At 70.8% G+C, this 9011-nt stretch carries 7 protein-coding genes and 2 pseudogenes; 4 read left to right on the top strand and 5 right to left on the bottom strand.

The annotated features are described in order from the left end of the window. The 4 genes and pseudogenes from JWQ05_RS04445 to JWQ05_RS04430 all read left to right on the top strand — a co-directional run. Positions 1-242 (top strand): annotated as a pseudogene (locus JWQ05_RS04445) (hypothetical protein); the annotation flags it as partial. Positions 243-297: 55 nt separating this feature from the next. Then, positions 298-1368, top strand: a complete 1071-nt coding sequence (locus JWQ05_RS04440; RefSeq protein ID WP_299655087.1) for an ABC transporter substrate-binding protein — start codon at positions 298-300, stop codon at positions 1366-1368. A gap of 8 nt (positions 1369-1376) precedes the next feature. Beyond that, positions 1377-2432: an ABC transporter permease gene (locus JWQ05_RS04435; protein ID WP_299655084.1), complete on the top strand. Its 1056-nt coding sequence runs from the start codon at positions 1377-1379 to the stop codon at positions 2430-2432. Then, entirely contained in the window at positions 2426-3208 is a 783-nt protein-coding gene (locus JWQ05_RS04430; protein ID WP_299655081.1) for an ABC transporter ATP-binding protein, read from the top strand. The genes JWQ05_RS04435 and JWQ05_RS04430 overlap by 7 nt, the downstream gene beginning before the upstream one ends. A 4-nt stretch (positions 3209-3212) precedes the next feature. On the opposite strand, the gene JWQ05_RS04425 is transcribed toward JWQ05_RS04430, so the two are convergent. The 5 genes and pseudogenes from JWQ05_RS04425 to JWQ05_RS04405 form a co-directional block, all read right to left on the bottom strand. After that, positions 3213-4757: a hypothetical protein gene (locus JWQ05_RS04425; RefSeq protein ID WP_299655078.1), complete on the bottom strand. Its 1545-nt coding sequence runs from the start codon at positions 4755-4757 to the stop codon at positions 3213-3215. Positions 4758-4840: 83 nt separating this feature from the next. Next, a complete protein-coding gene (locus JWQ05_RS04420; protein WP_299655075.1) occupies positions 4841-6814 on the bottom strand; it encodes an NAD-dependent epimerase/dehydratase family protein in 1974 nt (657 codons plus the stop codon). Next, on the bottom strand, positions 6811-7707 hold the full coding sequence (locus JWQ05_RS04415; protein ID WP_299655072.1) for a transketolase: 897 nt from the start codon (positions 7705-7707) through the stop codon (positions 6811-6813). The genes JWQ05_RS04420 and JWQ05_RS04415 overlap by 4 nt, the downstream gene beginning before the upstream one ends. Then, positions 7704-8558, bottom strand: a complete 855-nt coding sequence (locus JWQ05_RS04410) for a 1-deoxy-D-xylulose-5-phosphate synthase N-terminal domain-containing protein (RefSeq protein WP_299655069.1) — start codon at positions 8556-8558, stop codon at positions 7704-7706. Before JWQ05_RS04410 ends, JWQ05_RS04415 begins: the two co-directional genes overlap by 4 nt. Before the next feature lie 85 nt (positions 8559-8643). Further along, a pseudogene (locus JWQ05_RS04405) lies at positions 8644-9011 on the bottom strand (glucosidase); the annotation flags it as partial.

The following is a 9011-nucleotide window of genomic DNA, read 5'->3' as shown; positions in this document are numbered from 1 at the left end:
GCTCCGCGCCCACGAGCCCCGCCGCCCTGTTCGGGCCGCGCAGCATCCGGCGCAGCTACGGTCGGGCCGCCGTCGCGGCGGCCATCGAGAACGGGATGCTGGCCCGTGAACTCTCCGAGGTGCTTGCCGGCCGCAGAGTGGTCGAAGCCTTCCCGGTGGCGGGGCGCGAGAGCGTCGCCGACTACGCCGAGCGGGCCGTGGCCGAGATGATGGTGGCCTACCTGAGCCAGCCCCTCGGCTGACCTTTCCCTTGCCGACGTGACGCGGATCGGGCCGTCGCCGGCCCCGGAGACGACGATGACGCACGACCCCCTTTCCCGCAGGCGCCTCCTGCGGGCCGGTGCTTCCCTGGCGGCGGCGCTGCCCTTCGGCCTCGCTGCGAATCCGGGCCGGGCCTGGGGCCCGGGCCCCGGTGCGCCCTTCGATCCGGGCCCGCTCTGCCGCCCCGTGGCGGAGGCCGGCGCGGCTGGGCCGCTGCGGCCGATCAAGCTCGCCTGGAACGCCAACGCGATCTGCACCGCCTCGGCGCCGGTGGCCAAGGAGCGCGGGATCTTCGCCGCCCACGGCCTCGACGTGGAGTTCGTCAATTTCGGCGGCTCCACCGAGGCGCTGCTGGAGGCCATCGCCACCGGCAAGGCGGATGCGGGCATCGGCATGGCCCTGCGCTGGCTCAAACCCCTGGAGCAGGGGTTCGACGTCAAGATCACCGCGGGCCTGCACGGCGGCTGCCTGCGCCTGCTCGGCGCCAAATCGGCCGGCATCGGCGACATCGCCTCGCTGAAGGGCAAGACCATCGCCATCAGCGACCACGCGAGCCCGGCCAAGAACTTCTTCGCGTTGCTCCTGGCCGATGCCGGCATCGACCCCGAGCGCGAGGTCGAGTGGCGGCCCTACCCGGCCGATCTCCTCAACCTCGCGGTGGAGAAGGGGGAAGCCCAGGCGCTCGCCGATTCCGACCCGCGCACCTGGATCTGGCTCAAGGACAGCCGCCTCACGGAAGTCGCCACCAACCTCACGGGGGCCTTCGCCCACCGCTCCTGCTGCGTCGTCGCCCTGCGCGGCAGCCTGATCCGCAACGACCGGGCGGTCGCCACCGCGCTCACCCGCGCCGTGCTTGAGGGCGGGCACCGGGTCCACGCCAACCCGGAGGAGGCCGCCGAGGTGTTTGCGAATTACGGCGGCAAGGGATCGATCGCGGATCTCGCCGCGATGCTGCGCAGCCACACCCACGCGCATGCCCCGGTGGGCGCCGCCCTCAAGCAGGAAATCGCCCTCTACGGCGACGAACTGAAGCGCGTGAACGTCATGCGCCGGAGCACCGACACGGCGAAGTTCGCCGACCGGGTCTATGCCGACGTGCTGAGCTGAGCGAACCCATGACCAGCGCCCTCTCGGGGTCCCTCGCGCGCCACGCCGTCTCCCGCGAAGCTGCGCCGGCTTCGGGTCGCTCGCGCATCGCGGACGCCGCGGCGGGCCTGCGCCGCCGCTCCTCCATCGGGTGGGTCGGCCTCGTCGCCGGCGCCGCCTGGATCGGCCTCGCGGCGGCGACCTGGATTTTCCCCGAGACCGGCGACTTTCCCTACACGCCGGATTTCGCGGCCGGCGCCGCCCTGGTCGGCCTGGTCCTGGCGCTCGCTGGTCTCGTCCAGGGCCGACTCGGGCGCCTCGGCGCGCGGCTCGCGCATTGGGGGCCCTGGCTCGTCGTGCTCGGTTCGGGGCTCGGCGCCTGGGAACTCGTCACGGCGAAGTTCGAACTCCTGCCGATGCCGTTCTTCCCGCCGCCGCAGGCGATCCTCGAGGTCTTCCTCGAGGATTGGCCGAAACTCGGCGGCAGCATCCTCGCCTCCCTGAAGCTGCTCGCCGGCGGCTATGTCCTCGGAGCCCTGGCGGGTTTCGTCCTCGGGGTGGCGGTGGGCTGGTCGCGCCGGGCCGGGTACTGGGTGCATCCCGTGCTGCGCTTCGTCGGCCCGCTGCCCGCCACCGCCTGGCTGCCGCTGGCCTTCTTCGTGTTCCCGTCGTCCTGGTCGGCCTCGACCTTCCTCGTCGCCCTCGCCACGGGATTTCCCGTCACGGTGCTGACCTGGTCGGGGATCGCGGCGGCCAACAAGTCCTACTACGACGTCGCCCGGACGCTCGGCGCCTCGCAGAGCTTCCTGATCCGGAAGGTCGCGATCCCGGCCGCCCTCCCGCACGTCTTCGTCGGGCTGTTCATGGGTCTCGGCGCGTCGTTCGCCGTGCTGGTGGTGGCCGAAATGCTCGGCGTCAAATCGGGGCTGGGCTGGTACCTGCAATGGGCCCAGGGCTGGGCCGCCTACGCCAACATGTATGCCGCCCTCATCGCCATGGCGCTGATGTGCTCGAGCCTCATCACCCTGCTGTTTCGCCTGCGCGACCGGCTCCTGTCCTGGCAGAAGGGCCTCGTCCAGTGGTAGCCGCTCCGCTCCCTCCACCGGCCCCACGCGGCGCGGCCCTGACGGTGCGCGGGGTCTCGCACGCCTTCCGGATCAACGGCGCACCGCTGCCCGTCCTCGACGGCATCGACCTCGCCATTGAGCCCGGCGCCTTCGTGGCCCTGCTCGGTCCCTCGGGCTGCGGGAAGTCGACCCTGTTGCGGCTCGCCGCCGGGCTGGAGCCCGCCGATGCCGGCCGCCTCGACCTCGACGGGGTCCCGATCACCGGCCCCGACCCGAGCCGGCTTCTCGTCTTCCAGGACCCGACGCTGTATCCGTGGCGCAGCGTGTCACGCAACGTGTCGCTCGGCCTCGAAGCGCGTGGCATGTTGCGCAACAACCGCCACCGCGTTGCAGAGGCGATCGCGCGCGTGGGCCTCTCGGCCTTCGCCGACGCCTACCCCCACCAGCTCTCCGGCGGCATGGCCCAGCGCACGGCCCTGGCCCGGGCCCTCGTCAACGATCCGCGCCTGCTCCTCCTCGACGAGCCGCTCGGCAAGCTCGACGCCCTGACCCGCCTGACCCTGCAGGGCGAACTCGTCCGCCTCTGGCAGGAGACCGGGCTGACCGCGATCCTCGTGACTCACGACGTCGAGGAGGCCCTGGTGCTGGCCGAGCGCGTCATCGTGCTGAGCGACCGACCGGCGCGGATCCGCGCCGACATCGCCAACGACGCACCCTACCCGCGCCACCGCGACGACCCCGAACTCATCCGCCGCCGCCGGGAGATCCTGGAGATCCTCGGCCACGAATCCTGATCGCTCAGCGCAGGTCCGGCGCGGATTCCGCCGCGCTCGCGGGCGCCAGGCGGTCGTGATCGGGCCAGCACGGCCGGCGGGCCTCCACGCTGGCGAAGGTCTCCGGCACGGCCAGGATCTGGCCCGCCCAGGTTCCGTGCAGCACGTCGAGCCGTGCGACGTAGTGGTAGAGCGGCCCGGCATTGGGCGGCGTTCCGGCCGCTTCGAGCAGGGAGCAATCGCTGATCGCGAAGGCCGGACGGATCAGCGCCCGCCCGATCTCGTAGAGCGGCGTCACCGCACCCACGGCGAGGATCAGCACCACGATGGCGCGGCGAGCGCCCTGCATGTCGACGGCGATCGCACCGATCCTGAGGGCGAGGAGTGCCAGCGCCGGGATCGACGCCCGCATCACGAAGTCGGTCGAGCCGAGCTGGTAGAGGGGCACCAGCAGGAGAAGGACGATGGCGAGCGGCATCTCCCAGCGGGAGACGATGTCCGGCCCGAGGCGCCGCCCGCGCGCCACGGCGAGGATCGCCACGAAGGGCAGCAGTTCGAAGCCGAGGAACAGCCCGTAGCCGAGGAGGAAGGGGGCATCGAGCGTACGCAGTCCGTGCGCGACCCGGGCGGCATCCGCCTGGAGATACAGCGCGACCGGGATCAGGCCGAGGCCGGCGAGGGTCAACGCCGCCACGCCCCGGAGTCGGATCGTTTCCCGATGCGGGCTCGACACGAGGGCCAATCCCAGGAAGGGCAGGGCGCCCATCATGCTGAGCGGCGACCAGAACACGCAGAGGCCGAAGACGATTGCCAGCGAGGGCACGCCGAGGGCGCCGCGCCGCCGGAGCAGGTAGGCTCCGACGAACGCCCAGCCCGAGGCCGCATGGTTCGGAACCCAGAAGAGCTGTGTCACATGCGACGAGAACTGGAGCGCGTTCACCCACTGCTCGAGATGCGCGCCGAAGGTCAGCGGGCGGCCAAGCAGCCAGGTTCCGGCCACGTCCCACCCGCTGAACAGGAGGAAGACCGCGAGGATCATGAAGCTTCGGCCGAACGTGCCGCCCGTGCGGGCAAACCCGTAGAAGAAGCCGCCGAACAGGAACGTGTCCTGCCCGAGAAGGGCCAGGTGTGCGGCATGCAAGCCGAGGAGTTTTCCCGCGATCGCCGGGGCGAGGTACAATCCGAGGGGCGCGCGCAGGAGCGTTTCGTCGCCCTGATACCGATAGCCGACCGGCCAGGGGCGGGCGACGAGGTCGCGCAGGACCGCGTCGCGGATGAGCCAGTCGTCGTTGGCAAAGAACCAGTGCGCCTCTCCCCCCAGCACGCACAGGGTGAAGCCGGCCACCAGCGATACCGCGAGGAGCCGCCGATCCAGGGGCTCGCGCGCTCGGTTCAGGTCCGCCAGAACATGCGCCAGGGCCGCGAGGGTGGCGCCGACACAGAGCACCGCGACCACGCCGCTCGCGAGGTGCGTGGCCAGAAACAGCAGGTTGGGAAGGGCGATTAGGCCGAGGGCGAGCCCGAACGGCCAGTGTCCGCGCCCACCCGCGGGAGGTTTGGCCGATGTCACAAGGGCTTGCGCGCATTCGTGCCGATCTGCCGGCCCGCGAGACCCGGCGCCCCCGAGGTCAGGACGCCCGGCAGCGGCAAGCGTCACGGGCGCGTCCGTCCATCGGGCAGGAGGTCGCTCGCGACGCCGTTGCGGATCAGGGCCGAGCGGATGAGGCGGGGCCGGGCCTTCACTTCCTCCATGATCTTGGCGACGTATTCGCCGATCAGACCGAGGCCGAACAGGTTCAGGGCGCCGAAGAACAGGATCATCAGGAGGACGGTGGTGGCGCCACGCGGGGCAATGTCGGGCACGGCGAGGCGCAACGCGATCAATACGAACCCGAGCAGGGCCGCGAGGCCGAGGAGCACGACGCCGCCGGCGGTGAGCATCTTCAGGGGCGTGTTGCTGAAGGAGAAGATGCCACGCTTGGCCCATTCGAGGTTCGATAGCAGGTTGTTCGTGCTCGTGCCGAACATCCGTTTCGGGCGCACATAGTCGACCCCGGTCTGGCGGAAGCCCACATAGGCGCGCAGCCCCCGCATGAAGAGGTCGCGCTCGGGGCAGGCGAGCAGCCAGCCGACGACGCGGCGGTCCATCAGCGAGAAGTCGCCCGCGTCATGCGGGATGCGGATGTAGCTGAAGGCGGCGAAGACCCGGTAGAACGCCTTGTAGAGCAGGCCCCAGAGCACCGGCATCTCGCGCTGGATCCGGCGCCCGTAGACGACGTCGTGCCCCGCGACCCAGGCCGCATGGAACTGCTCGATGAGTTCGGGCGGGTCCTGAAGGTCGCCGTCGAGGAGCACGCAGGCCTGGGCGGTCGCCAGTTCCATGCCGCTGCGGAAGGCCATCTGAGAGCCGAAATTACGCGAATGGGTGATGCCGAGCACGTGCGGGTCGGCGGCCGACAGGGCGCGGATGCGCTCGCCGCAGCCGTCGGGGCTGGCGTCGTCGACGAAGATGATCTCGTAATCGACGTCGATCTTCTGGAACACCGCCGTCAGGCGCGCGTGCATGACCGGCACCGCCTCCTCGTCCTTGTAGCAGGCGATGATGGCCGCGATACTTCGGCGCCGGGGCGCGGTGATGCCGGACTTCGTGAGGTTCGACAGACCGGCGCCAGCCCGCGTCATCCAGTCCCCGGTCCGGGCCAAACCATCCGCGACGTTCGTGCGAGCCCGCCAGCCGATGAGGCGCTCGGCCTTGTCGGGGTTGGCCTGCCAGCGCGTGAGGTCCCAGGACCGCTCAGGCATCGCGCCGAAGACGGGAGGGGAGGGCAGGCTGAAGACCCGCTGCCCGAGCACCGCGAGGTCGCGGATCGTCGTCTCGATCCCGGTGCCGATGTTGAGCGATTCCCCGTAGAGGTCGAGGGACATCTTGGCCGCCGCGCGAACGAAGGCCTCGCAGACATCCTCGACGTAGACGAAATCGCGCGCGATCGTCGGATTGACGAAGTCGGGATAGCCGCCGGCCAGCGCCCGCGAGACCAGGGCGGGCACGAGCCGCGCCGCATCCTCGTAGGGGCCGTAGACCGAGTAGAGCCGCAAGTTGACCACCGGCCAGCGCCGGGTCTTGCCCACGTAGGTGAGGAAATGGGCGGCCGCCGCCTTCGAGACCGCGTAGGGACTGTTGGGCACGAGTTCCGCGTCCTCGGACGGGGCTGCCGAGTTCGAGCCATATTCCGAGGAGCTGCCCGCGTGCACGAAAGCCGCGAGGGTGCCGGTGCCCGCCAGCGCCTCGACGAGACCCACGAGCGCGGTGAAGTTGGTGGCGTAGATCAGGTCGGCGTCGGATTCGAAGGAATAGGCGCCGTAGGCGATGCAATCGAAGACCGTCGCGGGGCGGATCGCCTCGACGAAGTTGCGCGATGCGGCCCGGTCGTTGAAATCGACCTCGATGAGGTGGGCCGGGTCGATCTCGCGCAGGCGCGGGGCCGGCAGGTTGCGCACCACCGCGAACACGTCCCGGCGCCGCGCCAGGATCTGGCGGAAGAGATTGCAGCCGACGAACCCGCCTGCGCCGAGCACCGCGATGGGCCCCTTCAGGGTGTCGATCCAGGCGTCGGGCTCGTGTGTCATGCGGCGAGCGCCGCACGGATCGCCTCGGCGTCGAGGCCGCTCTCGCGGCGGTGAAAGCCCTGCGAACCGTAGGTCCCGGACGGGTAGCCCTGGGCGGAGAGATGGCGGAACGCGGTGATCGGCACGGCCCGCTCCAGACACCATGCGGCCAGGCTCTGGCCGAGGCCTCCCTGCGCCACGTGCTCCTCGACCACGCAGAGGCGACCGCTCGCACGCAGGGCAGCGACGAAGGCGTCCGGCGGCGGGCTCAGGCTCAAGGGGAGCTCGCCGACCGCCCAAAGCTCGGCAGCGTCTTCGCCATCAAGGGCGGACCAGGCTACACCCGCCATCGGACCGACCGCGACGACGACCGGACCGCCGCCCGCGCTCAAGCGACGCCAGGGTGCGTAGGGAGGCGCCGTGCGGCCTTCGGGCAGTTCACCGCGACCGAGGCGCAGGTAGCTCGGCCCGGGATTGTCGCCGGCGGCGGCGACCACGGCGGCGACGTCGCTGTCGAAAGCCGGCACGAAGATGCGCAGCCCCGGGAGGGTCGAGAGCACGCCGTAATCTTCGAGCGCGTGGTGGGTGGCGCCCATGACGCCGTAGCCGTAGCCGCCACCGTTGGCGAGCATCCGTACCGGCAAGCCGTGCAGGCAGACGTCGTTGCGGATCTGCTCGAAGGCGCGGGCGTAGCAGAACGGCGCGATGGTGTAGGTCCAGGCCTCCAGGCCCTCGCTCGCCATTGCGGCGGCTACCGAGATCATGTTCTGCTCGGCGATGCCCGCATTGATGAAGCGCTCGCCGAGCGCGTCGCGCAAGGGTTCGAGGGCACCGAAACCCAGGTCTCCGGTCAGGAAGACGAGATCCGGGCGGTCCGCACGGGCGACCAGCGCATCGCAGAGTTCACGTCTCACGGCTGCGGCTCCTGAACCCCGGTGACCGCCTCCTGGAATTGCGCGTCCGTGAGGGGCAGGTAGTGGCTGTCCATGCGGCCCGCGATGGCCGGCACGCCGTGCCCTTTCTGCGTATGCAGCACGACGACCACCGGGCGGTCGCCGCCCGGAGCGAGCGCCCGGCGCATGGCGTCAAGATCGTGCCCGTCGGCCTCGCGGATCTCGACGTCGAAGCCCTGCAGGACGCGGCCGATCGGATCGAGGGAGGCGACCTCCGCCGTGGTGCCGAACCCCTGGAGCCGGTTGTGGTCGATGAGGATGGTGAGGTTGGACAGGCGGCGGTGCGCGCTGAAGATCAGTGCCTCGAAGGTCGATCCCTCCTGCCATTCCCCGTCCGAGGTCAGGCAGAAGACGCGGCCGGGCCGGCCCTGGAGACGCGCGGCCAGGGCGAGACCCGCCGAGAGGGAGAGGCCGTGGCCGAGGCTTCCCGTGCCGAAGCGGATGGCGGGAAGGCCGCGCGCGGGGGGATGACCGGCAAGGCGCGTACCCTCGCCGTGAAAGCTCGCGAGTTCCGCGTCGCTGACGAGGCCCCGGCTCCAGAGCGTGATGTAATAGGCGCCGGCCGCATGGCCCTTCGAGAGCACGAAGCGGTCCTGCGGCCCGAGAAACTCATGGTGGACCAGCATCATCGCGTCGAGGGCCGACAGGTTGCCGCCGAGATGTCCGACCCGGGCGGCGTGATGCATCGCCAGGAGGCGCCAGCGCGCGAGCGTCAGGAAGCCCAGCTCCAGGCGGGCCGCTACACCGGACGCGGCATGCGGAACCGGAGCCCGATCCTCCCCGCCGATACGGCTCTGTGCCCGACTCGCCATCCGCCCGCATTCCATCGTTGGGCGACCATGGACGCACGATTGTGGTTACGACCGGCTTAAGCCCGAGCGCGATGCCGGCCCCGCGCTAGATAGCCGGACGCCGGGCGCGGCTGTGCAGCAGGTTGAGGATCAGGGCCGTCCAGCCCGTCTGGTGCGAGGCGCCGAGCCCCCGGCCGGTATCGCCGTCGAAGAACTCGTGGAACAGCAGCGCCTCCTCGCTGCCCGGTGCCGGCGGGATCGGCGTCCGGTCGCCGAAGATCGGGCGGCGCCCGTCCTCGCCCTTGGCGAACAAGGCGATCAGCCGGTCTTCGAGGGCGTCCGCGATCGCGTTGAGGGTGAGCGAGGTGCCGGAGCCCGTCGGATACTCCACCAGGAAGTCGTCGCCGTAATAGGTGTGGAACCGGCGCAGGGCCTCGATGATGAGGTAGTTCATCGGCATCCAGACGGGACCAC

It is taken from the genome of Methylobacterium sp. (assembly GCF_028290105.1).
Classification (GTDB): Bacteria; Pseudomonadota; Alphaproteobacteria; order Rhizobiales; family Beijerinckiaceae; genus Methylobacterium.
The sequence above is the reverse complement of the archived record's forward strand: the minus strand, read 5'-3'. Positions and strand labels throughout refer to the sequence as shown.

What these genes read in the sequence shown, in the direction of transcription:
- JWQ05_RS04440 (WP_299655087.1), top strand. Translation starts at nt 298, where the DNA reads ATGACGCACGACCCCCTTTCCCGCAGGCGCCTCCTGCGGGCCGGTGCT.
- JWQ05_RS04435 (WP_299655084.1), top strand. Translation starts at nt 1,377, where the DNA reads ATGACCAGCGCCCTCTCGGGGTCCCTCGCGCGCCACGCCGTCTCCCGC.
- JWQ05_RS04420 (WP_299655075.1), bottom strand. Translation starts at nt 6,814, where the DNA reads ATGACACACGAGCCCGACGCCTGGATCGACACCCTGAAGGGGCCCATC.
- JWQ05_RS04410 (WP_299655069.1), bottom strand. Translation starts at nt 8,558, where the DNA reads ATGGCGAGTCGGGCACAGAGCCGTATCGGCGGGGAGGATCGGGCTCCG.